At 68.6% G+C, this 25713-nt stretch carries 22 protein-coding genes; 7 read left to right on the forward strand and 15 right to left on the reverse strand.

Going from position 1 to position 25713, the window contains the following annotated elements:
* Positions 1 to 80: 80 nt before the first annotated feature.
* Positions 81 to 965, forward strand: coding sequence for a UTP--glucose-1-phosphate uridylyltransferase GalU (gene galU, locus HWX62_RS07640; protein ID WP_175929324.1), 885 nt, complete (start codon positions 81 to 83; stop codon positions 963 to 965).
* 52 nt (positions 966 to 1017) lie between these two features.
* Here galU and HWX62_RS07645 read toward each other — a convergent pair whose 3' ends face one another.
* The 7 genes from HWX62_RS07645 to HWX62_RS07675 all read right to left on the reverse strand — a co-directional run bounded on the left by HWX62_RS07645 (position 1018) and on the right by HWX62_RS07675 (position 8357).
* Positions 1018 to 1632 (reverse strand): DUF4136 domain-containing protein, encoded by a 615-nt coding sequence (locus tag HWX62_RS07645; RefSeq protein ID WP_175929325.1) that lies wholly within the window; start codon positions 1630 to 1632, stop codon positions 1018 to 1020.
* Between the two features lie 37 nt (positions 1633 to 1669).
* Positions 1670 to 4057: a CHASE2 domain-containing protein gene (locus tag HWX62_RS07650; RefSeq protein WP_175929326.1), complete on the reverse strand. Its 2388-nt coding sequence runs from the start codon at positions 4055 to 4057 to the stop codon at positions 1670 to 1672.
* A 10-nt stretch (positions 4058 to 4067) separates the two neighbouring features.
* Positions 4068 to 5429 carry a FecR domain-containing protein gene (locus HWX62_RS07655; protein ID WP_175929327.1) on the reverse strand — a complete coding sequence of 454 codons (1362 nt, stop codon included), beginning with the start codon at positions 5427 to 5429 and terminating at the stop codon, positions 4068 to 4070.
* The gene (locus HWX62_RS07660; RefSeq protein ID WP_175929328.1) at positions 5426 to 6130 is read right to left on the reverse strand and encodes a response regulator transcription factor; all 705 of its coding nucleotides are present in this window, start codon (positions 6128 to 6130) and stop codon (positions 5426 to 5428) included. The genes HWX62_RS07655 and HWX62_RS07660 overlap by 4 nt, the downstream gene beginning before the upstream one ends.
* 264 nt (positions 6131 to 6394) lie before the next feature.
* A complete protein-coding gene (locus tag HWX62_RS07665; protein WP_175929329.1) occupies positions 6395 to 6826 on the reverse strand; it encodes a peptidase in 432 nt (143 codons plus the stop codon).
* A gap of 250 nt (positions 6827 to 7076) precedes the next feature.
* Complete coding sequence (locus HWX62_RS07670; RefSeq protein ID WP_059505660.1) at positions 7077 to 7304, reverse strand: sulfurtransferase TusA family protein; 228 nt, start codon at positions 7302 to 7304, stop codon at positions 7077 to 7079.
* 117 nt (positions 7305 to 7421) lie between these two features.
* The gene (locus HWX62_RS07675; RefSeq protein WP_126361009.1) at positions 7422 to 8357 is read right to left on the reverse strand and encodes a LysR family transcriptional regulator; all 936 of its coding nucleotides are present in this window, start codon (positions 8355 to 8357) and stop codon (positions 7422 to 7424) included.
* A 109-nt stretch (positions 8358 to 8466) separates the two neighbouring features.
* Here HWX62_RS07675 and HWX62_RS07680 point away from each other — a divergent pair, with 109 nt between their 5' ends.
* Positions 8467 to 9987, forward strand: coding sequence for a CoA-acylating methylmalonate-semialdehyde dehydrogenase (locus tag HWX62_RS07680; protein ID WP_175929330.1), 1521 nt, complete (start codon positions 8467 to 8469; stop codon positions 9985 to 9987).
* 57 nt (positions 9988 to 10044) lie between these two features.
* Here HWX62_RS07680 and HWX62_RS07685 read toward each other — a convergent pair whose 3' ends face one another.
* The 8 genes from HWX62_RS07685 to HWX62_RS07720 all read right to left on the reverse strand — a co-directional run bounded on the left by HWX62_RS07685 (position 10045) and on the right by HWX62_RS07720 (position 19025).
* Entirely contained in the window at positions 10045 to 10929 is an 885-nt protein-coding gene (locus HWX62_RS07685) for a MurR/RpiR family transcriptional regulator (RefSeq protein WP_175929331.1), read from the reverse strand.
* A 271-nt stretch (positions 10930 to 11200) separates the two neighbouring features.
* Positions 11201 to 12373, reverse strand: coding sequence for a Gfo/Idh/MocA family oxidoreductase (locus HWX62_RS07690; protein ID WP_175929332.1), 1173 nt, complete (start codon positions 12371 to 12373; stop codon positions 11201 to 11203).
* Positions 12374 to 12405: 32 nt separating this feature from the next.
* Positions 12406 to 13332: a TIM barrel protein gene (locus tag HWX62_RS07695; protein WP_175929333.1), complete on the reverse strand. Its 927-nt coding sequence runs from the start codon at positions 13330 to 13332 to the stop codon at positions 12406 to 12408.
* Positions 13333 to 13361: 29 nt separating this feature from the next.
* Positions 13362 to 14375, reverse strand: a complete 1014-nt coding sequence (locus HWX62_RS07700; protein ID WP_175929334.1) for a Gfo/Idh/MocA family oxidoreductase — start codon at positions 14373 to 14375, stop codon at positions 13362 to 13364.
* 75 nt (positions 14376 to 14450) lie between these two features.
* Positions 14451 to 15365: a sugar phosphate isomerase/epimerase gene (locus tag HWX62_RS07705; protein ID WP_175929335.1), complete on the reverse strand. Its 915-nt coding sequence runs from the start codon at positions 15363 to 15365 to the stop codon at positions 14451 to 14453.
* A 37-nt stretch (positions 15366 to 15402) separates the two neighbouring features.
* On the reverse strand, positions 15403 to 16428 hold the full coding sequence (locus tag HWX62_RS07710) for an ABC transporter permease (protein ID WP_175929336.1): 1026 nt from the start codon (positions 16426 to 16428) through the stop codon (positions 15403 to 15405).
* Positions 16429 to 16455: 27 nt separating this feature from the next.
* On the reverse strand, positions 16456 to 18030 hold the full coding sequence (locus tag HWX62_RS07715) for a sugar ABC transporter ATP-binding protein (RefSeq protein ID WP_175929337.1): 1575 nt from the start codon (positions 18028 to 18030) through the stop codon (positions 16456 to 16458).
* 68 nt (positions 18031 to 18098) lie between these two features.
* Positions 18099 to 19025, reverse strand: a complete 927-nt coding sequence (locus tag HWX62_RS07720) for a sugar ABC transporter substrate-binding protein (protein ID WP_175929338.1) — start codon at positions 19023 to 19025, stop codon at positions 18099 to 18101.
* 315 nt (positions 19026 to 19340) lie between these two features.
* Between HWX62_RS07720 and iolC the strand changes: the two genes are divergently transcribed.
* The 5 genes from iolC (at position 19341) to HWX62_RS07745 (ending at position 25711) form a co-directional block, all read left to right on the forward strand.
* Entirely contained in the window at positions 19341 to 21299 is a 1959-nt protein-coding gene (gene iolC / locus HWX62_RS07725; protein ID WP_175929339.1) for a 5-dehydro-2-deoxygluconokinase, read from the forward strand.
* A 46-nt stretch (positions 21300 to 21345) separates the two neighbouring features.
* On the forward strand, positions 21346 to 23229 hold the full coding sequence (iolD, locus tag HWX62_RS07730; protein WP_175929340.1) for a 3D-(3,5/4)-trihydroxycyclohexane-1,2-dione acylhydrolase (decyclizing): 1884 nt from the start codon (positions 21346 to 21348) through the stop codon (positions 23227 to 23229).
* A gap of 61 nt (positions 23230 to 23290) precedes the next feature.
* A complete protein-coding gene (gene iolE, locus HWX62_RS07735) occupies positions 23291 to 24220 on the forward strand; it encodes a myo-inosose-2 dehydratase (protein ID WP_175929341.1) in 930 nt (309 codons plus the stop codon).
* A gap of 56 nt (positions 24221 to 24276) precedes the next feature.
* Positions 24277 to 25095 carry a 5-deoxy-glucuronate isomerase gene (gene iolB / locus HWX62_RS07740; protein ID WP_175929342.1) on the forward strand — a complete coding sequence of 273 codons (819 nt, stop codon included), beginning with the start codon at positions 24277 to 24279 and terminating at the stop codon, positions 25093 to 25095.
* Between the two features lie 121 nt (positions 25096 to 25216).
* On the forward strand, positions 25217 to 25711 hold the full coding sequence (locus HWX62_RS07745; protein ID WP_175929343.1) for a heme-degrading domain-containing protein: 495 nt from the start codon (positions 25217 to 25219) through the stop codon (positions 25709 to 25711).
* The last annotated feature ends 2 nt before the right edge of the window (positions 25712 to 25713 follow it).

Raw genomic sequence — 25713 nt, forward strand, 5'->3', positions numbered from 1 at the left:
TAAGGTCGTTTGCGTTCACTATAATGCGGACGTGAACATAGACTGTCTGACAAGTCGATTACAGGAATAAAGGTTCGATCATGTTGAAAGTCACCAAGGCGGTATTCCCCGTTGCCGGTCTCGGCACGCGGTTCCTGCCGGCAACGAAGGCGAGCCCGAAGGAAATGCTGCCCGTCGTCGACAAGCCGCTGATCCAGTACGCGGTCGAGGAAGCGATCGCAGCGGGCATCACCGAGATGATCTTCGTGACCGGGCGCAGCAAGCGCGCGATCGAGGACCACTTCGACAAGTCGTACGAGATCGAGGCCGAACTCGAGGCGCGCGGCAAGGAAAAGTTGCTCGAACTCGTGCGCAGCATCAAGCCGAGCCACGTCGACTGCTTCTACGTGCGCCAGCCGGAAGCGCTCGGCCTCGGCCACGCGGTGCTGTGCGCGGAAAAGCTGGTCGCCGACAACCCGTTCGCGGTGATCCTCGCGGACGACCTGCTCGACGGCAACCCGCCGGTGATGAAGCAGATGGTCGACGTGTTCGACCACTATCACAGTTCGGTGATCGGCGTCGAAGAGATCCCGCCGTCGGAGACGAAGTCGTACGGGATCGTCGACGGCAAGGAATGGGAAGAGTCGATCGTCAAGATGTCGGCGATCGTCGAGAAGCCGGCGCCGGAGGTCGCGCCGTCGAACCTCGGCGTGGTCGGCCGCTACATCCTGAAGCCGCGGATCTTCGAGCACCTGCGCGCGCTGAAGCCGGGCGCGGGCGGCGAACTGCAGCTCACCGACGCGATCCAGGCGCTGCTCGCCGACGAACAGGTGCTGGCCTACAAGTATCAGGGCACGCGCTACGACTGCGGCAGCAAGCTCGGCTACCTGAAGGCGACGGTGGAATTCGCGCTGCGCCACCCGGAAGTCGGCGCGGAATTCGACGCGTACCTGCGCACGCGCGACGGCGCCCAACCGACCGTCTGAACGCGGCAAGGGCGCGCCCCGGCGCGCCCGCCCTCACCTCACGGCCGCCGCTTCAGCGCGCGTCGGCCGGCTTCACCGAGACGACGCCCGGCATGCCGCCCGCGTCGTCTTTTTTCGTCTTGACCAGCCAGCCGCCGCCGTCGCCGAACGGCAGCTTCGCCAGCGCGCTCTTCACGAGCGCCGGCGCGGCCTGCTGCGTGCCCGGATCGCGATCGCGCAGCGACGCCGACACGCGATAGACGTCGGCGCCCGATTTCGCATCGACGAAGCGCAGCGTCAGCACGTGACGGTACACGCGACCCATGAACGGCAGCGCGAACGGCGCGGGGCCGTCGACCGTCACGCATGCGCTGCTCGCCGCGCCGCAGCCGGCGGCGCTTGCCGCGACCGCCGCCGGCTGCGTCGCGTAGGCGATCGACAACCGGTAACGCGCATCCTTCAGCGGTTGCGCATCGAAGCCGCGGTGCGCGAGCTCGTCGCGCACGAGCGTCTCGATCTGCCGGTACTCGGCGTCGCCCGCCTGCGCGGCCGTGCGCACGAAATCGTAGCCGTGCGCGCCGGACGCGAATGCATTCGGCTGCCCGACCGCGCTCACGCCGCTCGTCACGCCGGCGCAACCCGTCAACAGCGACGCCGCCAGCGCGGTCGCTGCCCATTGCTTTCTCATGACTTTCCCCAAATGCCTGCCGTCGCGCCCGGCCCTGTCAGGCGGACGGCTCGTCGATCGCGGGCAGCGACACCGTCACCGCGGTGCCGACACCCACTTCGCTGTCGACCGACACGCTGCCCCCATGGCGCGTGACGACCGTCTTCACGAAAGCCATGCCGAGACCGGAACCCGAGATTTCGGGCCGCTCGCCGGCATGGAATCGCTTGAAACGCTCGAACAGATGCCGCTGATCTTCCGGCGCAATGCCGTACCCCTGATCGCGAATCGTACAGAACATCCGCTTCGATGCGTGCTCGACCGTCAGCGTACACGTGATCAGCGTGTCGGAGGGACTGTATTTGACCGCATTGTTCAGCAGGTTCACGAATGCGCGCGTGATCAGCGAGCGGTCCGCGCGCACCCAGCACATGTCGGTGCCCACGTCGGTCTCGACGCGGATGCGTTTCGCCTGCGCCTGCGGCCATACCTCGTCGCTCGCATCGATCAGCACGTCGACGAGGCTCGTCATCTCGAGCTGGTACGCCTGCGACTCCGCACGCGCCAGCTGCACGAACTCGTCGGCGAGCGACAGCGCGCGGTGCGCATAGCGCTCGATCCGTGCGAGCAGCCCGCGCATCGCGTCGCTCTCGACGCGCTCGCGCTCGATCTCGACCAGTGCGAGGATCGACGACTGCGGCGAGCGCATGTCGTGCGACAGCAGGTGCAGCGCTTCCTCGCGCTGCCGCTCGGCCGCGTGCAGTTCGGTCACGTCGACGAGGCCGGCGATCCAGCCCGTCACGCGCCCCTGCGCATTCGTACACGCCGCGTAGCGTAGCAGATGGTCGAGCCCGTCGCGATCGCGCACCTCGATGCCGCGCGCCATCGCGTCGTGCTCGGCCTCGAGCGTCGGGTCGAGCGCGGCCGGCCAGCGCTCGCGGATCGCCGCGTCGTGCTCGGCGTTGCCGTCGACCGTCTTCATGAACGTCAGCTCGCCGAGCGCGATGCGCAGCGGCCGCCCTTCCGGCAGCGGCAGCGCGAGCCGCGACCCGTAGCGTTTCGCCGCATGGTTCGCGATCAGCACGGTACCGGCGAGATCGGTCACGAAGATCGGCTCGGGCATGCTGTCGAGGCTGTCCCATACGAAGCGCTTCATGTCCTGCACGCGCTGCGCGGCCTGCGCCATCAGCGCCATCTGCCGCTCCAGCACGTCGCCGCCGACGCTGCGCGTGCGCGGCGCCTCGGGCAGCAGGTGCGGCTCGTCGGCGAGGCGCTGCAGCTCGCGGCGCAGGTACGACATCGTCATTTCGAGCCGCCGCCAGTTCCAGATCGGGTAGACGGCGATCAGCCCGAAGATCGCCGGTGCCGGCGTCAGCCAGATGCGCGCCTCGAACAGCAGCGCCACGCTCGCGACGACGGCGAGCGCGGCGAGACTCAGCGTCAGCAGCAGCGCACGCCACGGCGACAGCATCAGGAAGCCGCCGAGCAACACGGCGAGCGGAAGCAGCGACGCGACGAACAGCCCGAAGCTCGACGCGGGCGAGATCGCACTGCCGGTCGCCAGCATGTCGAGCACGTTCGCATGGATGTACACGCCGGCCAGCGGGCCGAACTCGCCGGACACCGGCGTCGCGAAGCGATCGTACAGCCCGGACGCGGTCACGCCGACGACGACGATCTTGCCGCGCAATGCGTCGGGCTTCACGCGCCCTTCGAGCACGTCGTCGAACGACAGCGTCGGATACGCGGGCGTATTGCGGCTGAACGGAATCAGGTAGCGGCCCTCGCCGGCCGCATCGCGCGACAGGTCGTGCGCATTCGCGCCGGGCATGCCGCCGACCGGGTGCAGCCGGCCGGCCTGGATCGCGCGGTACACGGGCACCATCAGTTGCGGCCAGCGCACGCGGCCGTCGCTTTCGAACAGCGCGACGCTGCGCACGATGCCGTCGCGATCGACTTCGAGATTGATGTGGCCGAGCCCCGTCGCGCGCGCGGCGAGCGCGGCGACCGGCGGATCGACCGATCGCGTGCCGTCCGCCTGCTCGGGACTCAGCAGCACCGGCAGGAAGGTCGGCACGCGGCTCATCGCGTCCGCGAACGCGCGATCCTGCTGCGACGGTTCGGTAAACAGCACGTCGTAGACGACCGCGGCCGGCTGCGCGCGAGCCAGCGTGTCGAGCAGCCGTGCATGCACGTCGCGCGGCCACGGCCAGCGCCCGAGCGCGGACACGCTCTGGTTGTCGATGTCGACGACGACGACGTCGGGCGACAGCGGCAGGCTGCGCAACATCAGCAGCCGGTCGTAGATCAGCCCGTCGACGCTCGACGACAAGCGGCCGAGCGCGCACGCGAGGATCACCGCGATCCCGAGGCAGCCGATCGCGATCCACTCGATCAGGAAGCGGCGCCCCAGGTGCCGCCGCGGGGAAACGGAGTCGGGTTTCATGCGCCGCGGATCAGCGCGACAACGTGAACGCGCTGACCGGACTGGTCTTCTCGTAGAACTTGCCGCCTTCGAATTCCTCGACGGTCACGGCCCAGAAATAGTCGCCCGGCGGCAGGTGCGCGACGGTGATCTGGCGCGCATGCAGGCCGACCTGGTCGACGACCGGCGCGCCGAGATCCTTCGAGCGCGACAGCACGAACCGGTAACGCGCGTTCTTGCCCGAGCCGTTCGGCGACCAGCGGAACTCGTAGCCGCCCGCGCCCTGCGACGCGCTCGCGTCGAGTCCCATCACGCGGCGTTCGAACGCATAGGTGCGCGGCAGCCCCTCGAGGCCGTTCTCGTCGATCGCGGCGATCCGCACGAAGTAATTCCCGTTCGGCACGTCGCGGAACACCGCGCGCGGCGAACCGGTGCGCGTTTCGCGGAACAGGTCGAGCAGCCCCGCGTCGTGCGCGAGCTGCACGCGATACGCGTGCGCCCGCTCGAGCGGCGCGATGTCGAACGCGACGTCGGGCTCGTCCTGCACCTTGTCGGGATGCGTGAGCGCGGGCGCCTCCAGCAGCTGGACAGGCGCACCGACCGTACCGGACGACGTCGCGACGCTGCCGAAATTCGCATGCACGAGCGTCGCATCGGCCGGCTTCCGGCCGCCCGCGACACCGACGGTGCCGTCGAGCACCTCGACGCGCGTCGACGCATTGCCGGCCGCGTCGTAGTTCACGCGAAAGCGCGTGCCGCGCACGCCGGCCACGACCGACGGCGAGCGGATCTGGAAGCGGTCGTCGCGTTTCTTCAGGTGGGTGACTTCGCTGTCGACCGAGCCGCGCGTGAGTTCGAACTCGCGATCGAGCGTGCCGGTCAGCACCGTGCGGCGCAGCGACTTCAGGTCGAGCTGGCTGTCGGGCGGCAGGCTCATGTGCGTGCCGTCGGCCAGCTCGAGCGTCACGAAACCGTTCGGGCCGGTGCGCACGCGGTCGCCTTCGGCGAGCGTCGCATCGTTCACGAGCGGCGCGAAGGCGCCGCCGGACGCGCGCTCGGCCGTGCCCTGCACCGCGATCACGCGTGCGGTGAGCTTTTCCTTGCGCAGGCGCGCGACCGGCAGCTTCAGCGCGACGCCGGGCTGCAGGTGCTTCGGCGCCGGCACGCCGTTGATCTGCTGGAGCAGTTGCCAGTCGTCCGCGCCCTGCAGGTAGCGCGCGGCGACGTCGTACAGCGTGTCGCCCGCCTGCGTGCGGTACACGACCATCTTGCCCGCCGCGGCGGGCGGCTGCGCGACGGCCTGCTGCGCGGCGAACGCCAACGCGACCGCGCAGGCCGCGCGCAGCGCCGCCGTGCGCACGCCCGCCGGGCGCTGCGTGATTCGCGTGGTCACTCCGATTCCCCCTGGCCGACCCGTTCGAGCCGGTAGCCGTACCCGTAGATCGGCGCGAGGCGATAGCCGTTTTCGGGCCGCAGGCCGAGCTTGGTGCGCAGCATCGAAATGTGCGTATCCATCGTGCGAGACGGGATGTCGGTCGCCTGCTTCCACACGAGGTCGAGAATGTGCGCGCGCGACAGCGGCCGGTCGAGGTGCTGGAACAGCAGCAGCGCGAGCTCGAATTCCTTTTGCGTGAGGCTCACGGCCTTGTCGCCGACGTACGCCTGCTTCAGGTTCACGTCGAAACGGAACTGGTCGAATTCGCGGACGGTCGCCTCGGCGTTGACCGGATACGCGCGGCGCAGCAGCGAACCGATGCGCGCGCGCAGGATCGGGCCCGACACCGGCTTGACCACGTAATCGTCGGCGCCGGCGTTGAGGATCTGCGTGATCCCCGCCTCGTCGTCGCGGCTCGTCATGAAGATGATCGGCAGGCTGTGCTCGGTCTGGTTGGCGCGCACCCACTTGAGCACTTCCTCGCCGGACATGTCGGGCACGTTCCAGTCGAGCACCAGCAGATCGAACGTCTCGCGCTGCAGGCGCTTCTTCAGGGCCTTGCCTTCCTTGAACGCATAGCACGTATGGCCGACGGCCGTCAGCGTTTGACTGACGAAATCCGTCTGGGCCGGATCGTCATCCAGTACAGCAATTCTCATAGCACCCCGCAAATCGAAGTCGGTTCGTCCATTCGGCTCCCGTACCTGCCCCGGCCGCGCAACCCGCACGCGGCGCCGGATACCGGCCGGCGAGCCGTCGTTCGCCGCTCGCGCCTCCTGCGCAAATCGGCGCCCCGGCCAATATCTCAAAAACGGGGCACGGACGAACCGGCGATTTCATCATAGTAGTATGAAATTCGCCAAGAAATTGCGCGGACTATCGGCCTTTCTTCGAATAATCCTTTCTGTCGCGCAACCGGACGCCTACTCGGCGCCCGCGACGCGGGCCACCGGCGCGGCAAATTCGTCGGTCGGCATGTGTGGCTGCGGCTCCGCCAACGGCGGTTGCGCAAGCATCCGCTGCAGCTGCTCGCGCACGGACTCCCACGCGCCAGCCGCGTAATCGGGCTGGGCCGCCGCCCATGCCTGCGCCAGATCGAACACGCGTTCGATCGTCGCACCGCAGTAAGTCAGGCCCGAGCCGTCGTCCCGCGCGGCGTCGCGCAGCCGTTCGTCGAGCCATTCGGCCAGCCACGGCATCTCGGCCGCGGCCGAGTCCGCATACGCCTCCAGCGCAGCACGCGCGTGGCGGTCCTGTCGCGGATCGAGCTCGATCCGGCTCAATTCCGAGGTACGCGCGGGCGCAATGCTTTTCGCTCCGGACGGACTTCGAAGCGTCCCTGGTCTGAAGGACATGTCCTCTCCCCGTTGTACGACGGTAGCGTCAGGCATGGCCCCCGAGCCCGCCGTACGACGTACCGTGGCCGGCGCCTCCGCTGGGAGCGGACGACCGGCCGGGCCAGTATACGCAGCCGGTCGCGCAACGAGGTTTAAGAATTGTCAGAGAGGAGCGCCCGGCTCAGGGTCGCCCGGCGGAGGGGCGCCCTGCCAGGGGCGCCGGCCGGGCGCGGCCGGCGGGATGCGACGGGACGGGCGATGCGGGCCTTCAGCGGCGGCGCATCAGGAACACGAAGATCTTGTCCTGCGTCGTCGATTCGACGATCTCGTTGCCCGTCTGCTTCGCGAACGCGGCGAAATCGCGCTGCGAGCCCGGGTCGGTCGCGAGCACCTTGAGGATCTGCCCGCTTTCCATATCGGCTAGCGCTTTCTTGGCACGCAGGATCGGCAACGGGCAATTGAGCCCGCGCGCGTCCACTTCCTTGTGAATCTGCATCGGCTGTCGACCTTCGAATGACGCGCCACACACGGCGCGGGAGGAAGCCGCGATTTTACCGCAGCGCCGCCGCGCCTGCCCGGCCCGCCCACGCTCGGACGCCCGCCGGCGCCCCGCTTACGCGCCGGAGAAGCCGCCCGCGAGCCGTTCGCGCAGGTGCCGCACGAGCGCGCGCACCGCGCTCGGCACGACCGGGCTGTACGGGCGGATCGCGAAAATGTGGTCGCCGAACGCGCCCGACGGCCGCCAGCCGTCGAGCAGCGCGACGAGCCGGCCGGCGTCGAGATCGCGCCGCGCGCTGAAATCGGGCAGGAGCGCGATGCCGAGCCCGCCGAGCGCGGCCTCGCGCATCGCCTCGCTGTTGTTCGCCGCGAAACTGCCGCGCACCGGCACGCTCACGCGCTGGCGCCGGCGGCCGTCCGGCTCGAAGCTCCACGCGGCCGGCTCGTTGTCGCGCAGGTAGCACAGGCAGCTGTGGTCGACGAGTTCGCTCGGGTGGCGCGGCGCGCCGCGCGCGTCGAGATAGTCGCGGCTCGCGACCAGCAGCGAGCGCGTGTCGCACAGCTTCCACGCGACGTGAGTCTGCGGCGCGGTGGTCGTATGGCGGATCGCGAGGTCGAAGCCCTCCTGCGTCAGCGAATGCAGGCGGTCCGACAGGTCGAGCTCGATCTGCACGCCCGGATGCTGGCGCAGGAAATCGGGCAGGTGCGGCACGACCTGCTGACGCCCGAGGGCGACCGGCACCGTCAGGCGCAGCAGCCCGCGCGGCTCGCCGGCGAGATCCTTCACGCGCGCGAAATGCTGGCCGATCGACTCGAACGCGTCGCGCGTGCTGTCGACGAGCGTCTGGCCCGCATCGGTGAGCCGCACGCTGCGCGTGGTGCGGCGCACGAGCGGCACGCCGGCCGCCTTCTCGAGATCGGCGATGCGCTGGCTCATCGCCGCCTTGCTGATGCCGAGCCGCTGCGCGGCAGCCGTGAAACTGCCCGCCGCGGCCAGCACCGTCAACGAATGGATATGCGGCCAGAGCGCCTGGACATTTTGCTGATTCATCCGCCGATTATTCAGAATTCTGAACAGTGAATCAAGTTTCGCGGCCTTCTCCCGCGCTGCCGGCTTCCCTAGACTAGGCGCTGTACCCCCACATCCCTAGGAGACACGCATGACCACGGTTCCCGCCTATACGTCCGATGCCGACGTCGGCCACTACATCGACGGCGCGCCCGTCGCCGGCCGCAGCGGCCGCTTCCAGGACGTCTTCAATCCGGCGCTCGGTCGCGCGGTGCGCCGCGTGGCGCTCGCCGGCAACGACGAAGTCGAACGGGCCGTCGCGTCGGCCCGTGCCGCGTTCCCGGCCTGGGCCGACACGCCGCCGATTCGCCGCGCCCGCGTACTGCACCGCTTCCTGCAGCTGATGAACGAGCACCGCGACACGCTGGCCGCGATCATCACGGCCGAGCACGGCAAGGTGTTCTCGGATGCGCAGGGCGAAGTCGCGCGCGGCATCGACATCATCGAATTCGCGTGCGGCGTGCCGCAACTGCTCAAGGGCGACTTCACCGACCAGGTCAGCACCGGCATCGACAACTGGACGATGCGCCAGCCGCTCGGCGTCGTCGCGGGCATCACGCCGTTCAACTTCCCGTGCATGGTGCCGTGCTGGATGTTCCCGGTCGCGCTCGCGACGGGCAACACGTTCGTGCTGAAGCCGAGCGAGCGCGACCCGTCGGCCGCGCTGTTCATCGCCGACCTGCTCACGCAGGCAGGCCTGCCCGCCGGCGTGTTCAACGTCGTGCAGGGCGACAAGGGCGCGGTCGATGCCCTCCTCGACCACCCGGACGTGCAGGCCGTCAGCTTCGTCGGCTCGACGCCGATCGCGGCCTACGTGCAGCAGCGCGCGGTGCAGTCGGGCAAGCGCGTGCAGGCGCTCGGCGGCGCGAAGAACCACCTCGTCGTGATGCCGGACGCGAACATCGACCAGGCCGTCGACGCGCTGATCGGCGCCGCATACGGCTCGGCCGGCGAGCGCTGCATGGCGATCAGCATCGCGGTGCTGGTCGGCGACGTGGCCGACAAGATCGTGCCGGCCGTGGCCGAGCGCGCCCGCAAGCTGGTGATCGGCGACGGGATGTCGCCGGAAGTCGAGATGGGCCCGATCGTCACCGGCGACGCGTTGAAGCGCATCGAAGGCTATATCGAGCAAGGCGTGAGCGAAGGCGCGCAACTGGTGGTCGACGGGCGCGGGCTGCGCGTGCCGGGCCGCGAGGCCGGCTTCTTCACCGGCGGCACGCTGTTCGACCACGTGCGCCCCGACATGCGGATCTACAAGGAGGAAATCTTCGGGCCGGTGCTCGGCTGCGTGCGCGTGAAGGATTTCGGCGAGGCGGTCGACCTGATCAATGCGCACGAATTCGGCAACGGCGTGTCGTGCTTCACGAGCGACGGCGGCATCGCGCGCGAATTCGCGCGGCGCATCCAGGTCGGCATGGTCGGCATCAACGTGCCGATTCCGGTGCCGATGGCATGGCACGGCTTCGGCGGCTGGAAGAAGAGCCTGTTCGGCGACATGCACGCGTACGGCGAGGAAGGCGTGCGGTTCTACACGCGCCAGAAGTCGGTGATGCAGCGCTGGTCGTCGAGCATCGGCAAGGGCGCCGAATTCGCGATGCCGACCGCGAAGTAAGCCGGCCGGCGCGCCGTGCGCCGATCCGTTCGGCGGGCGGCGCGCCGGCAGCGGGCATCAGCCGGCTTTCTTGCCGTGCGCGCCGTCGGCGGTCGGCATGTAGGACAGCTCGAGCCGGTACGCGAGCGCGACGAACAGGCTCTGCGCGAGGCCCATCGTGGCCGTCAGCGCGCGAAAGCCGAACGTCGCGCTGTCCTGCACCATCAGCGTGACTTCCGCCTCCCGCGCGAGCGGGCTCATCCGGCTGTCGGTGATCGCGATCAGCCGCGCGCCGCGCTGCGCGGCCTGCTGCGCGACCTGCACGGTCTCGTCCGCATACGGCATGAACGAGATCGCGATCATCACGTCGCCCTTGCGCACCGAGCGGATCTGGCCGAGATGCATGCTGCCGAGCGCGCTGAACAGCCCGATGCGCTTGTCGGTGTGCTGCAGCGCATAGTCGAGATACACGGCGATCGGAAACGCGCGCCGCGACCCGGCGATCCAGATCGCCTGCGTATCGGCGAGCAGGTCGACGGCCTGCGCGAGCGCCTGCGAGTCGAGCGTCTGCCGCAACTGCTGCATCCCGGCAATGCTGCCCTTGATGAATTCGTCGGCGATCTGTTCGGGCTGCAGGCTCGACGAGCCGGCCTCGATCACGTCGCGCAGCCGCAGGTTGTATGCGCGCCCCGGCGCGATCTGCTGCGCGAGCCCTTCGCGGAACAGCCGCTGCATCTCGGAGAAGCCGGAGAAGCCGAAATGCTTCGCGAAGCGCACGACGGCCGACGGCTGGACGCCGCAGGCCTCCGCGAGCGACTGGATACCTTCCAGCCCAAGCTGGTCCCGATGCGTTTCCACGTGGCGCGCGATCACCTTCAGACGATTGCTGAGGCCGTCGTATTCCTGCGTCAGGTGCTGCAGGAACTGCTCGACGGTGGCGGGAGGTTTCTCGGATGAACTCATCGGATAGCGCGAAGTTGACGGCCCCGATGCGCGCGCGATGCTGGCCGACGCGGCCCGGGGCTCGACTGGATACATGCATGAAGGGCGAATTTAATCACGTTTGCGGCACGGCCCGCGCCGCCCGCTCGCTCCCACGCGCTCGATCATCGGTGGCATACGCTCCACGGCAAGCCTGGGAGCGATTGTCCAACGCGCTCGCGGCGCCGTAAAGATCAGGGTGTCTACCGACGCCGGCTGCCGCGCCGATGCGTGTCGCAACCGGCCTGCCGGTTCAACGATAGTCGACCCACACACCGCCCGCGTCGGCCGAACGCACGCAATTCTCGACCCAGCGCACGCCCTCGACACCCGCGTGGACGTCCGGGAAACGGATGGCCTTCAACGCGCCGGCGTCGCCGCGATCGGCCGCATCCATCGCGAGCGCGAAGCGCGCGTAGAGGTTCGACCATGCCTCGAACAGCCCTTCCGGGTGCCCGGCGCCGATCCGGTCCTCGCGCAGCGCCGCCGGATGCAGGTAGCTCATCCCGCGATCGAGCACCTGCGCGGGCTGCCCCTGCACTTCGTAACGCAACTGGTTCGGGTGTTCATCCCACCATTCGATGCTCGCCTTCGAGCCGATCACGCGCACCTTCTGCCCGTGCATCGAACCGGCGTTCACCGCGCTCGACCACACGTAGCCGATTGCGCCGGTGTCGTATTCCATGATCGTGAACGCATTGTCCTCGAGCGGCGCGCGGCTCTTCACGAAACTCTGCCGCGAACACATCAGCCGTTTGATCTTCAGGTCCGGCGCCATCACCTCGGAGATGTACAGCGGATGCGTGCCGATGTCGCCGAGCACGTAGCTCGGACCCGCGAACTTCGGGTCGACGCGCCAGCGCGCGGCCGCGCTCGCGGCCTCGACACCCTCGCTGTGAAAGCCGTGCGCGAACTGCATCTGCACGATGCGGATCTCGCCGAGCTCGCCGCGCGCGATCATCTCGCGCGCCTGCTCGATCATCTGGTGTCCCGAGTAGCCGTACGCGACGCCGACGATCCGGTTCTTCTCGACCGACAGGCGCTGCAGCGCCTCGGCCTCCTCGGTCGTGAAGCACAGCGGCTTCTCGCAGACGACGTGCAGCCCCGCGTTCAGCGCGGCGCGGCAGATCTCGAAGTGCGTGTTGTTCGGCGTCGCGATCGACACCGCGCGGATGCCGTCCGCGCGACGCGCCTCGGCGTCGAACATCGTCGCGTAGTCGGGATAGCAGCGCTCGGCCGCGACGCCGAGCTTCACGCCGAACTGGCGGCCGCGTTCGGGATCGATGTCGAAGGCGCCGGCAACCAGCTGGAAACTGCCGTCGCGCAGCGCGGCCGACCGGTGGCTGTAGCCGATCTGGCTGCCGAGGCCGCCGCCGACCATGCCCCAGCGAATCGAATGTCCAAGCAGAATCTGTCCGTCAATCATGATGGTGGTGTTCCTGGTGCGCGTTCAGGGGATCATGCAAAACCGGCCGACGCGAGAAACGCGCGGCTCGCGGCGACGTCGCGCAGGCTCGTGCCGGCGTTGCGCGGGTCGCGTTCCTGCTCGATCGTGATGTAGCCGGCATAGCCGATGTCGACGAGCGCCTGGCGAATCGCCGGGTAGTCGAGCACGCCGGTGCCGATCGGGCACATCACGCCGCGCGCGCAGGCGGCGAAGAACGCGATGTGCTCGCCCATCACCGCGTCGTACACGGCCGCGTCGATATCCTTGAAATGCACGTAGTCGAGGCGCGCCGCATGGCGGCGCAGCCACGCTTCGGGGTCCATGCCCGAGTAGTACAGGTGGCCCGTATCGAGACACAGGCCGGCCGTGTCGGCCGGCATGTCGGCGACGATCCGGTCGATCTCGTCCGCGAACTCGATGTAGCCGCCCGCATGCGGATGGATCACCGCGCGCACGCCGAACTCATCGCGTGCGATCGTCGCGATCTGCCGGATATGGTCGACCATCCGCGCCCAGCGCGCGTCGGACAGCCGCGGCGCGCGATCGCCGTGGCCGGCCGCGTAGTCGCGTTCCTCGTGGCCCCAGTCCATCACGACCAGGTACGGCGCCGCGTAGCGCTGGCCGTCCTGGGTCGGCAGCTTCGGCAGCCGCGTGATCAGCGCGCAGATGTCGCGGGTCTGGCGCAGCAGGTTCGGCAGGTTCTCCGGCGACACGAGATCGTCGAAGATCGTGCCGGCGGTGATGCTCAGGCGTTGCCGCTCGAGCTCGGCGCTCACCACGTCGAGTTCGAGCGGGATATAGCCGTACGGCCCGAGCTCGATGCCCGAGTAGCCGGCCTGCGCGGCCTCGGCGAGCACGTGCCGCCACGGCGGCAGATGCGGGTTCTTCACGTCGTCGACGCCCCAGCAGCATGGCGCGCAGCCAATCTTCATCGTCATGTCGGTCGCTCCGGTAGGTCAGCCGCGGGTCAGCCGCGATAGAACGCGGGGCGGCCGGCCATCGCGATCGCCTCGACCGCGCCGCTCTTCTGAGCGCGCACGCACGCATCGGCCGCGACCGCCGCCGCGTAGCCGTCCCACGCGGACGGCCCGGTGAGCGCGCCCTGCCGCACGCCGTCGATGAACGCCTGCAGCTCGACGTCGTACGACGCGATGAAGCGCTCCTTCCAGTCGGTCATGATCTCGACCGACTGCCGCGCCGCATGCTTGAGCCCGACGGCCGGCGGGTCGGGCAGCCTCGCGATGCCCTGCTCGCCGACCACCTCGCACTGGATGTCGTAGCCGTACTGGCAGTTCACGAAGATCTCGACGTCGATGCGCACGCCGCTCGCGGTCTCCAGCAGCACGACCTGCGGATCGGCGAGATGCGCCGACGCATGGCGCGTCTTCTTCGGATAGACGACCTGCGCGCTCGTGTAATCCTCGCCGAGCAGCCAACGCAGCACGTCGAGTTCGTGGATCAGCGTGTCGGTGATCGCCATGTCGGTCGTATAGCGCTCGCCGACCGACTGGTTGCGGTGCGCGCAATGCAGCATCAGCGGCGCGCCGATCGCGCCGCTGTCGATCACGCGCTTGAGCGCGCGATAGCCTTCGTCGTACGGCCGCATGAAGCCGACCTGCACGAGCCGCTTGCCGTGCGCGACTTCGGCTTCGACGATCCGCATGCAGCCGTCGGCCGTGACGGCCAGCGGCTTCTCGCAGAACACCGGCTTGCCGTGCGCGATCGCATCGAGCACGAACGCTTCGTGCGTCGGCCCCCACGACGTGACGAGCACGGCCTGCACGTCGGCGGCCGCGACGACTTCGTGGCCGTCGCCGTAGATCTCGGCGTCGAGCCCGTACTTCGTCACCGCGTCGCGCGCCTGCCGCGGATCGATGTCGTTGACGGCCACGACGCGCGCGCCGGACAGCGTGCGCGTGAGCCTGCGGATGTGGTCCTGGCCGATCGCGCCGCAGCCGATCACGCCGATTTGCAAGGTCATGCAGATGTCTCCAGTCGTTCGTTCATCAGCGGCGCGGCCCCATGCCGCGCCGGTCAGCGATGGGTCAACAGCGGGTCAGCGCGCGGCCGCCCGCTCGAAATGGCGATCGACGTAGCGCTGGATCGTGTCGCGCATGTAGCGCGACGAGGCTTCCGCGCGGTCCTCCCACGCGAATACGCACGACGACATCACGCCGTCGAAACCAACGTTGCCAAGCGCGCCGAAAAACACGTCCCAGTCGATCTCGCCCTGCCCGATGTCGAGATGCTGGTGCACGCGGATCTGGTTCGAGCCCGGCGGGTTCACGATGTAGCGCAGCTGGCTGCTCTTGCGGTGGTCGAACGTGTCGGCCACGCGCACGTGCGCGAGGATCGGCGCGGCCTGCGCGATCATCGCGGCCATGTCGTCGCCGTAGTAGAACGTGTGCGGCGCGATATACGACAGCTTCAGCGACGGCGAAGCGAGGTTCGTGACGATGTCGATCGCCGGCTGCAGCTGCTCGATCCAGTCCTCCGGATGCGGCTCGACCGACAGCACGATGCGTTCGCGCTCGAGGATCGGCAGCAGCTCGTCCATCGACCGGAACCACGCGGCTTCGCACAGCTCCTTCGGGTTCGCGCCCGGCCGCTCGCCGACCGAGCGCTCGGGCGACGCGCCGCGCCCGAACTCCGACACCATCAGTCGGCATTCCATCTCGAGCGCGACCTCGATCGCCTTCTTCCAGCAACGCACCGCCCATTGCCGCTCGTCCTCGAACGGGCTCGCCCAGCGGTACATCGGCTGCAGCGACGCGAGGCCGACGCCGCTCGCGCGCATCGCGTGGCGGAACGCGGCCATGCGTTCGCGCGTCGCGCGCGGCATCACCCACCAGTCGAGAAAGTCGCTGCGCGGCGACAGCTCGATCTGGTCGTAGCCGAGCTCGGCCACCGCGTGCGGCAGCCGGTCGAGCGGCAGATGGCGAATCATGTAGGGATCCAGAGCGATTTTCATCTTCTTCCCGTCAGGTTGCGTGTTCCGTCGCGGCAGCTCAGCGGCGCGACTTCTTGTTGCGGTACTGGTCGGCGATCACGGCCGCGACGATGATCGCGCCCTTCACCATCTCCTGGTAATACGCGTCGATGCGGATGAACGTGAAGCCCGACGTCATCACGCCGAGGATCAGCACGCCGATCACGGTGCCCGTCACGCGGCCGAGCCCGCCCGACAGCGACGTGCCGCCGATCACGACGGCCGCGATCGCATCGAGCTCGTACATCACGCCCATGCCCGACTGGCCGGAGATCGCGCGCGCGGCCGTGACGGTGCCGGCGATCCCGCTCAGAAGGCCCGCGATCGCATAGACGAACACCAGGTGACGCGTGACGTTGATGCCCGACACGACGGCCGCGTGGCGGTTCGCGCCGATCGCGTAGGTGTACTTGCCGAAGCGCGTATAGCGCAGCACGACGTGGAAGATCGCGGCGATCACGACGAAGATGATCACCGGATTGGCGCCCGCGCCGATCGCCGCGAACTGGTCGGTCAGCATCGACACCGGCATCCCGTTGGTGAACCACTTCGCGAAGCCGCGCGCGGCGACCATCGTGCCGAGCGTCGCGATGAACGGCGGGATGCCCGTCATCGCGATCAGCGAGCCGTTCAGGAGGCCGACCAGCAGCCCGACGCACACGCCGGCCAGCACCGGCCAGATGACCGGCAGGTCGGTGAGGTGCGGAAACACCGCACGCGGGAAGTCGGACACCTGCGCGAGGCTCGCCGACACGACGGCGGCCGCCGCGACGACCGACCCCGACGACAGGTCGATCCCGCTCGTGATGATCACGAGGTTCACGCCGACCGCGATGATGCCGATCACCGCCATCTGCAGCACGATGATCTCGAGCCGCTCGGCATTGAAGAGGAAGCTCTGGCCGACGACGACCCAGCCGACGATCTCGAAGAACAGGCTGATGCCGACCAGCACGAGGAAGATGCTCAGTTCGGGCGGCCACTTCGCATGCCGCGACTTGAGGGTCATGGTCTGCGCATCCGCGACCGGGTTCAGGTTGCCCATTTCAGTTGTCTCCAATCTTGTTGCGGCTCAGCGCGACGCGAGATCCATGATGCGGACCTGGTCGGCGTCCTTGCGATCGACGATGCCGGTCATGCGCCCTTCGTGCATCACCATCACGCGATCGCTCATTCCCAGCACTTCCGGCATCTCCGACGAGATCATCAGCACCGCGACGCCCTTGCCGGCGAGCGCGCTGACGAGCCGATGGATCTCGGCCTTCGCGCCGACGTCGATGCCGCGGGTCGGCTCGTCGAGGATCAGGATGCGCGGCTGCGTGAGCAGCCACCGGCCGATCAGCACCTTCTGCTGGTTGCCGCCCGACAGGTTCTGGATCGTCTCGTGCAGCCCGGGCGACTTCACGCGCAGCATCCGGCTCATTTCCTCGCAGTCGCGCTTCAGTTGCGCGTGCTGCACGAAGTTGAACTTCACGTAGCGACGGCTGAGCACCGCCGCTTCCATGTTCGCGAGCAGATCGAGATTCAGGAAGCAGCCGGAGTCCTTGCGGTCCTCGGTGAGGAACGCCATCCCGTGCTTCATCGCCTGCGCGGGCGTCGAAATACGCACCGGCTTGCCGTCGATGCGGATCTCGCCCGACGTGGCCGGCACGACGCCGAACAGCGCCTCCGCGACGTTCGAGCGCCCCGAGCCGACGAGGCCGGCGACGCCGAGAATCTCGCCCGCGCGCAGCTCGAAGCTCACGTCGCGGAACACGCCGTCGACGCAGAGATCCTTCACCGACAGCACGACGTCGCCGATCGGTACCTCCTCCTTCGGGAACATCTGCGTGATCTCGCGCCCGACCATCATGCGGATGATGTCGTCGCGCGTGACGTCGCTCGACGCATGCGTGCCGATGTACTTGCCGTCGCGGAACACCGAGAACTCGTCGGCGATCTCGAACAGCTCGTTCATCTTGTGCGTGATGTAGACGATGCCCTTGCCCTGCTCGCGCAGCTGGCGAATGATCCGGAACAGGTGCGTGACTTCCTTGTCGGTCAGCGCGGAGGTCGGCTCGTCCATGATCAGCACGTCCGAGTCGAACGACACGGCCTTCGCGATCTCGACCATCTGGCGGCTCGCGACCGTCAGCGTGCGCACGTCGGTGTCCGGATCGATGTCGATCGACAGCCGCTCGAACAGCGCGGCCGTGCGGCGGCGCAGTTCGGCGTGATCGATCAGGCCGAAGCGGTTCTTCGGTTCGCGGCGGATCCAGATGTTCTCCGCGACCGTCATGTACGGCATCAGGTTGAGCTCCTGATGGATCATCGCGATGCCGCGATCGAGCGCATCGAGCGGGCCGTTCAGCACGACCGGTTCGCCGTTGATCAGGATTTCGCCCTGGTCGGGCGTGTAGACGCCCGCGATGATCTTCATCAGCGTGGACTTGCCGGCGCCGTTCTCGCCCATCAGCGCATGCACGGTGCCGCGACGCACGCGGAACTGCACGCCGTCGAGCGCGACGACGCCGGGAAAGGACTTGCCGACGCCGCGCACCTCGAGCACGCAATCGGCCCTGGGTGCGCCGGACGAACCGGGCGCGGCGGACGACGCGGCCCGCGCACTTTCGCTGGCCATCGAGCGCGCGATCCTGGCTGTAAACATGGACGTTCCTCGAAAGTCGCGCGCGAACCCGGCCGCGCCGGGCCCGCGCAGTTCAGCGGAAAAACCGGTCAGTGCTTCGCGTACTGGTTCATGTTCTCCGGCGTCACGAGCTCGAACGGCACGTTCACGTAGCGATCGACCGGCTGCTTCTTCGCGAGCTTCAGCGCGGTCGCGACGGCCTGCGCGCCCTGCCCGGTCGCGTTCTGGTACACGGATACCTTCAGCTCGCCGGCCTTCATCGCCGCGAGGCCGTCCGGCGTCGCGTCGATCCCCGCGACGACCGTCTTCGGCGTCAGCTTGCGCGCGGCCTTCAGCGCGTTGATCGCGCCGATCGCCATTTCGTCGTTGTTCGACACGATCGCGTCGAACTTCGTCCCGGAGCTCAGCCAGTTCATCGTAATGTCCTGGCCCTGCGTGCGGCTCCACTTGCCCTCGCGCTTGTCGACGATCTTCATGCCAGAGCAATCCTTCGTCGCGATCACGTCCTCGATGTCCTTGGTGCGGGCGCGCGCCGATTCGTTGGACAGCTCGCCCATCAGCACGAGGATGTCGCCCTTGCCGCCGAGCAGCTTGCACACCTGGCGCGCCTGCAGCGTGCCCGACTGCTTTTCGTCGGATGCGACGACCGCGACGCCGGCCGGCAGCTTGTCGAAGTCGACCGGCTTGCGGTTCACGTAGACGAGCGGGATCTTCGCCGCGGCCACCATCTTCGTGATCTTCGGCGTCGCGTCGGTATCGACCGGATTCACGATGATCGCGTCGACCTTCTGCGCGATCATGTTCTGGACCTGGCTCAACTGCTTGCCGACGTCATTGCCGCCGTCCTCGATCTGCACGGTCACCCCGTCCTTCTTCGCCGAATCGGCGATGCTGTTGCGCAGGATGGTCAGGAACGTGTCGTCGAACGATGCCATCGTCACGCCGATCTTCTCGGCATGCGCGAGCGGCGCGGCCAGGATCGCGGCGGCCGCGACGGCCATCAGCTTGGTCTTCATGATCAATCTGTCTCCTCATCTCCGGGGGGCGGAAGACGGCGCGTTGCGCGCCGCCGGGCCGAGTCCGATCGGGTCCGATCGGGACTGAAGCATCCGGATGAAACTGTAGATCACTTCCTCGACAATTTGGAAATTTATTTCTACGTGATTTCACCTAGGGAACTGGATTTCCAAAAAGTCTAGACTGCGTCCGTAGCCCGAATCCCGGCGGCAGGCCGCCTTGCGTCGTGCGGCACATGCCGCGGACAGCCCCGCCGGATCGGTCCCCTAATCTGCCGGCAGCGCCGATCGCCGGCCGCGAGCGTGACACGTGATATGAGCCAGCTGAACTTTCCGAGTGACCGCCCCATCGATCTCGCCTGCCTCGGCCGCGTGGCCGTGGATCTCTATGCGCAGCAGTACGGCAGCCGCCTCGAGGACGCGCGCAGCTTCCAGATGTATCTCGGCGGCTCGTCGGGCAACGTCGCGTTCGGCGTCGCGCGGCTCGGGCTGAAGACCGCGATGATCTCGCGCGTCGGCGACGAGCAGATGGGCCGCTTCCTGCGCGAGACGCTCGAGCGCGAAGGCTGCGACACGAGCCAGCTGCAGACCGACCGCGAGCGCCTCACCGCGCTGGTGCTGCTCGGGCTGAAGGATCGCGATACGTTCCCGCTGCTGTTCGTGCGCGAGAACTGCGCGGACATGGCCGTGCGCGCCGACGAGATCAGCGAGGACTTCATCGCCGGGTGCCGCGCGCTCGCGATCACCGGCACGCACCTGTCGACGCCGGCCACGCGCGAAGCGTCGCTGACCGCGCTCGGCTACGCGCGCCGCCACGGCGTCGTGCGCATCCTCGACATCGACTACCGGCCGGTGCTGTGGGGGCTGACCGCGCGCGGCGCCGGCGAAAACCGCTACGTGCCCGACGCGCAGGTGACGCGGCAGCTCCAGCAGGTGCTCGGCGAATTCGACCTGCTGGTCGGCACCGAGGAGGAATTCCTGATCGCGGGCGGCGTGCCGCACGACCTGATCGCGTCGTTGCAGGCGGTGCGCGCGATCGCGAACGCGACGCTGGTGGTCAAGCGCGGCGCGCTCGGCTGCTGCGTGATCGAAGGCGACATTCCCGCGCACATCGACGATGCGCCGACCTTCGTCGGCGAACGCGTCGAGGTACTGAACGTACTCGGCGCGGGCGACGCGTTCCTGTCGGGCCTGCTGTCGGGGTTGCTGCGCGGGCGCGACTGGGCCGAATCGACGCGCATCGCGAACGCATGCGGCGCGATCGTCGTGTCGCGCCACGCATGCTCGGCCGCGATGCCGACGCCGGCCGAACTCGCGCACTGGTTCGACGGCAGCCGCAATCCGGTGGTCGATGCCGATCGCACGCTCGCGCACCTGCATCGCGTGACGGTGCCGCGCCGCGAATGGGACGACCTCTGCGTGATGGCATTCGACCATCGCAGCCAGTTCTATGCGCTCGCGGTGCAGGCCGGCGCGGACGAAGCGCGGATCAAGACGCTGAAGCGCCTGCTCGTGCGCGCGGTCGAACAGGTCGAGCGCGAGCGCGGCATCGCCGGCCACGTCGGCGTGCTGATCGACGGCGGCGCGTACGGCAGCGACGCGCTCGCGTCGGCCACCGGGCGCGGCTGGTGGGTCGGCCGCCCGGTCGAGCTGCCGGGCTCGCGCCCGCTGCGGTTCGACGACACGCGCTCGGTCGGCTCGTCGCTCACGCACTGGCCGACCGAACAGGTCGTGAAGTGCCTCGTTCACTATCACCCCGACGACCCCGTCGACCTGCGCGTCGAGCAGGAGCAGCGCGTGCTGGAACTGTGGGAAGCCACGCGCGCGAGCGGCAACGAGCTGCTGCTGGAAATGATTCCGCCAAGCGCGGTCACGCCGGCCGGCACCGAGGACGACGCGGTGCTGCGCACGATCGCGCGCTTCTACAACCTCGGCGTGAAGCCCGAATGGTGGAAGCTGACGCCGCTCACCGCCGACGGCTGGGCGCGGCTCGCCGCGCTGATCGCCGAGCGCGACCCGTACTGCCGCGGCGCGGTGATCCTCGGGCTGAACCAGCCGCTGCAATACCTGGTCGACAGCTTCCGCTCGGCGACCAACCCGATCGTCAAGGGCTTCATGGTCGGGCGCACGCTGTGGGCCGATGCGTCGCTGAACTGGTTCGCGGGCCGGATCGACGATCAGGCGCTGATCGACGAAGTGGCCGGCAACTTCGCGCAACTCGTCGACGCGTGGCTGGGCCGCCGGGCCGCCGCGCGCGACGCCGCAGCGGCCTGATGCCCGTGTTCGTCACGACCACCCGACTTCTCTCTATCGACCGACGATGACCACCACCGTAAGACTGACCGTCAGCCAGGCGCTCGTGCGCTACCTGGCCGCCCTGCGCGCCGAAGTCGTCCAGCCCGACGGGCGCACCGAGATCCTGCCGTACTGCGGCGGCGTGTTCGCGATCTTCGGCCACGGCAACGTGGCCGGGCTCGGCGAAGCGCTGCATGCGGAGAAGGACCGGCTGCCGACGTTTCGCGCGCACAACGAGCAAGGGATGGCCAACGCGGCCGTCGCGTTCGCGAAAGCGAATTTCCGCCAGCGGATGATGGCCGCGACGTCGAGCATCGGCCCCGGCGCGACCAACATGCTGACCTCCGCCGCGCTCGCTCACGTCGGCCGCTTGCCGCTGCTGCTGCTGCCCGGCGACGTGTTCGTGTCGCGGCTGCCCGACCCGGTGCTGCAGCAGGTCGAGGATTTCGAACAGGGCGACGTCAGCGCGAACGACTGCTTCCGGCCCGTCACGCGCTACTTCGACCGCATCACGACGCCCGAGCAACTGCTCGTCGCATTGCCGCGCGCGATCCAGGTGATGACCGATCCCGCGCAGTGCGGGCCCGTGTGTCTCGCGCTGCCGCAGGACGTGCAGACCTTCGCGTACGACTGGCCCGAGGACTTCTTCGCGCCGCCGGTGATCCGGATGCGCCGGCCGCCGGCCGACGCGCTCGAACTCGCCGATGCGCTCGACGTGCTGAAAGCCGCGAACAAGCCGCTGATCGTCGCCGGCGGCGGCGTGCTGTACAGCCAGGCGTGGGACGCGCTGCGCACGTTCGCCGACACGCACGGCGTGCCGGTCGCCGAATCGCAGGCCGGCAAGGGCAGCCTCGCGTGGGATCACCCGCTGAACCTCGGCTCGATCGGCGTGACGGGCTCGCCCGCCGCGAACCGCGCGGCCGCGCAGGCCGACGTCGTGTTCGCGGTCGGCACGCGGCTGCAGGATTTCACGACCGGTTCGCACGCGCTCTACGGCCGCGCGACGCTGTTGAGCCTGAACGTGCAGCCGTTCGACGCGGGCAAGAAACGCGGCCGCCAACTGGTGGCCGATGCGCGCACGGGCCTCGGCCAGCTGTCGGCCGCGCTGGCCGGCTGGCGCGCCGATCCGGCGTGGACCGCCGCGAACCGCGACCAGGCCGCCGCATGGAACGCGCGCGTGACGGAGCTGACCACGCGGATTCCGAAGGACACGCTGCCGTACGACGCGGAAGTGATCGGCGCGGTGCGCGACTCCGCGGCCGACGCGGGGCGCGACAGCGCGCGCGACGATCTCGTCGTGTGCGCGGCCGGCACGCTGCCGGCCGAGCTGCACAAGCTGTGGCGCAGCGGCGTGCCGGGCAACTACCACATGGACTATGCGTATTCGTGCATGGGCTACGAAGTCGCGGGCGGCCTCGGCGCGAAGCTCGCGCGGCCCGAGCGCGAAGTGATCGTGATCGTCGGCGACGGCTCGTACATGATGCTCAACGCGGAGCTCGCGACCTCCGTGATGCTCGGGCGCAAGATCATCGTCGTGATCCTCGACAACCGCGGCTACGGCTGCATCGAGCGGTTGCAGCTCAATTGCGGCGGCGCGAGCTTCAACAACATGCTCGACGACTGCGTGCCCGAAGGCGGCGAACGCTCGACGATCGACTTCGCGATGCATGCGCGCGCGATGGGCGCCGAAGCCGTGCACGTGCGCGACATCGGCGAACTGCGCCGCGAAATGAAGCGTGCCCGCGCGGCGACGAAGAGCCAGGTGCTCGTGATCGACACCACGCACCGCCGCACGACCGACGACGGCGGCGCGTGGTGGGAAGTCGCGGTGCCGCAGGTGTCCGAACGTGCGGACGTCGAACGCGCGCACCGCGCGTATCTCGACGAGAAAACCCGGCAGCGGCGCTGACGCGCGTGCCCTGTTCATCCGCCGCACCCGTCAAACAACATTCGAACCAAGGACGCACGTCATGAGCTGGAACGTTCGCATCGGTATCAACCCCCTGTCGTGGATGAACGACGACCTGCCGTCGCTCGGCGGCGAGACGCCGCTCGAAACGGCGCTGAAGGAAGGCGCCGAGATCGGCTATGCGGGCTTCGAGCTCGGCAACAAGTTTCCGAAAACGGGCCCCGAACTGAAGGCGAAGCTCGCCGAATTCGGGCTCGTCTGCGTATCCGGCTGGTATTCGGGCTTCCTCGCGGAGCTCGCGCCGGGCATGAGCGACGCCGATGCCGTCGCGGCCGAGATCGAGCGCTGCCGCGCGCACATGACGAAGCTGCAGTTCAACGACGTGAAGGTCGTCGTGTACGGCGAATGCGCGGGCACGATCCAGGGCAGCATCGACACGCCGGTCGCGAAGCGGCCGCGTTTCGTCGACGACGAAGCGTGGCGGCGCTATGCGGCGCGCCTCGACGCGTTCGGCGCGCACCTGCTCGACACGTATGGCATCAAGCTCGCCTACCATCACCACATGGGCGCGTACGTCGAGTCGCCGGACGACGTCGACCGCCTGATGGCGCTGACCGATCCGGCCAAGGTGTTCCTGCTGTTCGACACCGGCCATGCGTATTTCGGCGGCGCGGCCGACCCGGTCGCGCTCTTGAAGAAGCACGTGTCGCGCGTCGCGCACGTGCATTGCAAGGACGTGCGGCCGCAGGTCGTGAGCCAGGCGCGCAACGACGGCTGGAGCTTCCTGAACGGCGTGATCAACGGCACCTTCACGGTGCCGGGCGACGGCGCGCTCGACTACGACGCGACGCTGCGCACGCTGAAGGACGCCGGCTACGAAGGCTGGCTCGTCGTCGAGGCCGAGCAGGATCCGGCCGTCGCGCCGAGCTATCAGTATGCGAAGAAGGGCTACGACTCGCTGCGTGCGATCGTCGACCGGTTGAGCGCGTGAGCTCACGCGAAGGCGCCCGAGCGTTCGCGTCCTACCCCATTGCGGAGACCCACTTCATGACGATTTCTCCCCTGCTGGTCAAGGCGTCCGCCGACCGCGAAATCTGCAACGTCACGCCCGAGTCCGCCGGCTGGAAGCACGTCGGCTTTCGCGCGCTGCGCCTGAAGGCCGGCGACTCGGAAACGGTCGACACCGGTACGCGCGAGCTGTGCGTCGTCGTGTTGACGGGCACGGTGCGCGCGGAAGTCGACGGCGAAACCTACGATGCGCTCGGCAAGCGCGACAGCGTGTTCGAAGACGTGTCGCCGGACGCGCTGTACGTGCCGGGCGGCAAGAGCGTCACGCTGGCCGCGACGCGCGATGCGGAAATCGCGCTGTGCACCGCGCCGTACGCGAGCGGCGACAAGCGCGTGCAGCGCCTCGATGGCGAGCGGATGCGCCGTTCGGTGCGCGGGCAAGGCACCAACACGCGCTACGTATGCGACATCCTGATGGGCGACAACCCGGCCGCCGACCGGCTGCTCGTCGTCGAAGTCGTCACGCCGGCCAGCCATTCGAGCAGCTATCCGCCGCACAAGCACGACCGCGACGCGGCGCCCGACGAAACCTCGCTCGAGGAAACCTACTATCACCGGATCGATCCGCCGCAGGGTTTCGCGTTCCAGCGCGTGTACACCGACGACCGCAGCCTCGACGAGGCATGCGCGGTCGAGAACCACGACGTCGTGATGGTGCCGCGCGGCTATCACCCGGTCGTCGCGCCTCACGGCTACAACCTGTACTACCTGAACGTGATGGCGGGCCCCAGCCGCGCGTGGGCGTTCAAGAACGATCCCGCGCACGAGTGGATGCTCGATGCGCCGCCTGAACGTTGAGCTGCCGAAGTACCGCAGCGCCGACGCACTGAAGCACTGAACGGAAGACGGGCCCGCGCGGGCCCGTGACGATGCGACGCCCGGCACGCGCCTGCGGAGCCGGCAACGCTACGGAGCCGCCATGGTGACGCCCCTCTTTCGCCTCGAACCCGACGCCGTCGACGACGACGCGTCGAACCCCGCGCTGCCGCACTTCAATGCGGCCGTCGCTCGCCGGATCGGAGAAATCGCGGTCAACCTCGCGTCGCGGCGCGGGCTGCCGATCGCGGTCGGCATCGTCGGCGAGCAGGCGCCGCTGTTCTATTGCGCGCTCGACGGCAGCGACGCGCACGACAGCGACGCGATCCGCCGCCGGCAGAACACGGTGCTGCGTTTCGGCCAGAGTTCGCTCGCGGTCGGCGCGCGCTTTCGCCGTGCCGGCTGGTCGCTGCGCTCGCAGGGCCTGTCGGACGACGACTACGCGCTCGACGGCGGCGGCGTGCCGTTGCGAATCGCCGGCGGTGCGATCGTCGGCGCGATGACGATCGCGGGGCTCGGCTCCGAAGACAATCACGCGCTCGTCGTCGAATGCTTGCGGTGGCACGTCGGCGCGACCGCGCTGGCGATGAGCGCATAGCG

Origin of the sequence: Burkholderia sp. BCC0506, assembly GCF_902833145.1 — a bacterium.
In the GTDB taxonomy this organism is placed as follows: domain Bacteria; phylum Pseudomonadota; class Gammaproteobacteria; order Burkholderiales; family Burkholderiaceae; genus Burkholderia.

What these genes read in the sequence shown, in the direction of transcription:
- galU (WP_175929324.1), top strand. Translation starts at nt 81, where the DNA reads ATGTTGAAAGTCACCAAGGCGGTATTCCCCGTTGCCGGTCTCGGCACG.
- HWX62_RS07645 (WP_175929325.1), bottom strand. Translation starts at nt 1,632, where the DNA reads ATGAGAAAGCAATGGGCAGCGACCGCGCTGGCGGCGTCGCTGTTGACG.
- HWX62_RS07650 (WP_175929326.1), bottom strand. Translation starts at nt 4,057, where the DNA reads ATGAAACCCGACTCCGTTTCCCCGCGGCGGCACCTGGGGCGCCGCTTC.
- HWX62_RS07660 (WP_175929328.1), bottom strand. Translation starts at nt 6,130, where the DNA reads ATGAGAATTGCTGTACTGGATGACGATCCGGCCCAGACGGATTTCGTC.
- HWX62_RS07665 (WP_175929329.1), bottom strand. Translation starts at nt 6,826, where the DNA reads ATGTCCTTCAGACCAGGGACGCTTCGAAGTCCGTCCGGAGCGAAAAGC.
- HWX62_RS07670 (WP_059505660.1), bottom strand. Translation starts at nt 7,304, where the DNA reads ATGCAGATTCACAAGGAAGTGGACGCGCGCGGGCTCAATTGCCCGTTG.
- HWX62_RS07675 (WP_126361009.1), bottom strand. Translation starts at nt 8,357, where the DNA reads ATGAATCAGCAAAATGTCCAGGCGCTCTGGCCGCATATCCATTCGTTG.
- HWX62_RS07680 (WP_175929330.1), top strand. Translation starts at nt 8,467, where the DNA reads ATGACCACGGTTCCCGCCTATACGTCCGATGCCGACGTCGGCCACTAC.
- HWX62_RS07685 (WP_175929331.1), bottom strand. Translation starts at nt 10,929, where the DNA reads ATGAGTTCATCCGAGAAACCTCCCGCCACCGTCGAGCAGTTCCTGCAG.
- HWX62_RS07690 (WP_175929332.1), bottom strand. Translation starts at nt 12,373, where the DNA reads ATGATTGACGGACAGATTCTGCTTGGACATTCGATTCGCTGGGGCATG.
- HWX62_RS07695 (WP_175929333.1), bottom strand. Translation starts at nt 13,332, where the DNA reads ATGACGATGAAGATTGGCTGCGCGCCATGCTGCTGGGGCGTCGACGAC.
- HWX62_RS07700 (WP_175929334.1), bottom strand. Translation starts at nt 14,375, where the DNA reads ATGACCTTGCAAATCGGCGTGATCGGCTGCGGCGCGATCGGCCAGGAC.
- HWX62_RS07705 (WP_175929335.1), bottom strand. Translation starts at nt 15,365, where the DNA reads ATGAAAATCGCTCTGGATCCCTACATGATTCGCCATCTGCCGCTCGAC.
- HWX62_RS07710 (WP_175929336.1), bottom strand. Translation starts at nt 16,428, where the DNA reads ATGGGCAACCTGAACCCGGTCGCGGATGCGCAGACCATGACCCTCAAG.
- HWX62_RS07715 (WP_175929337.1), bottom strand. Translation starts at nt 18,030, where the DNA reads ATGTTTACAGCCAGGATCGCGCGCTCGATGGCCAGCGAAAGTGCGCGG.
- HWX62_RS07720 (WP_175929338.1), bottom strand. Translation starts at nt 19,025, where the DNA reads ATGAAGACCAAGCTGATGGCCGTCGCGGCCGCCGCGATCCTGGCCGCG.
- iolC (WP_175929339.1), top strand. Translation starts at nt 19,341, where the DNA reads ATGAGCCAGCTGAACTTTCCGAGTGACCGCCCCATCGATCTCGCCTGC.
- iolD (WP_175929340.1), top strand. Translation starts at nt 21,346, where the DNA reads ATGACCACCACCGTAAGACTGACCGTCAGCCAGGCGCTCGTGCGCTAC.
- iolE (WP_175929341.1), top strand. Translation starts at nt 23,291, where the DNA reads ATGAGCTGGAACGTTCGCATCGGTATCAACCCCCTGTCGTGGATGAAC.
- iolB (WP_175929342.1), top strand. Translation starts at nt 24,277, where the DNA reads ATGACGATTTCTCCCCTGCTGGTCAAGGCGTCCGCCGACCGCGAAATC.
- HWX62_RS07745 (WP_175929343.1), top strand. Translation starts at nt 25,217, where the DNA reads ATGGTGACGCCCCTCTTTCGCCTCGAACCCGACGCCGTCGACGACGAC.